The 1,596-nt window shown below is 71.2% G+C and carries 1 protein-coding gene; it reads right to left on the minus strand.

Features of this window, described 5'->3' with window-relative positions; translation table 11 throughout:
• Positions 1-1,446: hypothetical protein (locus A612_RS04905; RefSeq protein WP_051001434.1), on the minus strand; the 1,446-nt coding region annotated here is incomplete at its 3' end.
• Positions 1,447-1,596 lie beyond the last annotated feature (150 nt).

Below are 1,596 nucleotides of genomic sequence, written 5' to 3' on the forward strand. Positions count from 1 at the left end.
GGCGAGGCGGCCGACGATCAGGCAGCCATGCTCCGTCTGCCCGCTGATGGCGCCGAAGCCGTCCACATTGAGCGTGGCCGAGCCCCCGGTTCCCGCCAGGTTCAGGCTGGCCATGCCGTAGTTGCCCACGATCAGGTTCACGTTCGACACCACGCCCGGCGGCAGCGCGTAGAGCGGATCCGGCTCCATGTTGAACAGCGTGGCGAAGCCCCCGGCCTGACCGGGGTGGCTGTACTTGCCCACCAGCCGCAGCGGTGCCGCGCCCAGGCCGACGTTGGCCAAAGTGGCTTCGAACTGCGCTCCGCCCACGTACGTGCCCGGCGTCCCGGCGCTGCGCCCGCGCGCGAAGTACACCCCCTCGTCGGCGCTCAGGAAATAGGTGCTGGTCGAGGCGTCCTCGCGCACCAGCAGGTCCCCATAGAGAGCATCGTGGCTGGCTGGGGTGTTGGTGTAGAAGAAGAAACCGCCATCCGGCAGCACGGCGCCCGCCATCCCCGCATCGCCGCCCACCCCGGCCGGCAGGGTCTGTGGGCCCACCCAGTTGCCGGCCGCGGGCAACGCGTTGCGCAAGTCCGGATCCGGGTCGCGCTGCTCGGCCACGCCGTCGAGCACGTAGACATCGCGCTGCCCCACCACGCTGCGCGTCAACACCCAGATGCCGTTCGGCACGCCGTTGCCGTCGAAGCGCAGCATCGCCACGCCCATCTGCTGGGTGCGCGGCCCGCAGGCAACCTCCTCGCCGCTGAAGGTCAGCGACACGGAATACAGGGCCGAGTCGGGCGAGCGGGGGGTGGCCGTGCCGCCCACGCGGCAATTGCCGATGGAGCCCTCGACCGAACCGTCCCGCGCGATCCGCAGCGCCCAGTAGCCTCCGAACAGCCCAGAGCCCCGATAGGCGCCGGCAATCAGGCTGAGACGCGCCGGATAGTTGTTCAGCGGGCTGTAGTTCAGCTTGAAGGACTCGGGCACACCCCGGTCGGCCGCCGTACCCACCGGGCGCGCATAGCTGCCGCTGATCGTCGCGGTGCGACCGGTGAGCGGATCGGGCGTGGCCGTGCCGCGCAGCGTCAGCCCGTCGGCGAACTTGCCATCCTGCACCGAGTAGTAGCTCACGCCCACGGCCTGGACGTTCGTCACCTCCGTGCGCAGCATCCCGTACAGGCTGTCGTAGCCCGCGGCACCCGCGGCGCCGCGCCCGAAGTAGAACTCGCCGCCCTTGCCGTCCACGCCCGGGTCGATGAAGCCGATCATCGGGCGCTGCGTCGTGCCGCTGCCGACCACGCCCTCCCAGATGCCCGCCGGATACTGCTGCGTACCCGGCGGCGGGCCGACGTCCTCGCCATCCCCGCCGCCGCCGCAGGCCACGAGCGCCCCGGACAGGACGCCCGCGAGGACCAGGGACAGCCACCGATGGGCGAGAGGGAAGGAAGCCGCGAAAGCGCGCATGGATGGGACCTCAGGGTTGGGCGCGGCCCGCCGTGAGGGCGGCGGCGCGCAGGAAGAGCAGCCCGCCAGGCAGCGCGGCCAATGCAATTATCCTATTCCACGCGCCGGCCGATTGCCAACACCAAACGACCTCGGCGCCGCAACCGCCGG

Origin of the sequence: Melaminivora alkalimesophila, assembly GCF_000282995.1 — a bacterium.
In the GTDB taxonomy this organism is placed as follows: Bacteria; Pseudomonadota; Gammaproteobacteria; order Burkholderiales; family Burkholderiaceae_C; genus Melaminivora; species Melaminivora alkalimesophila.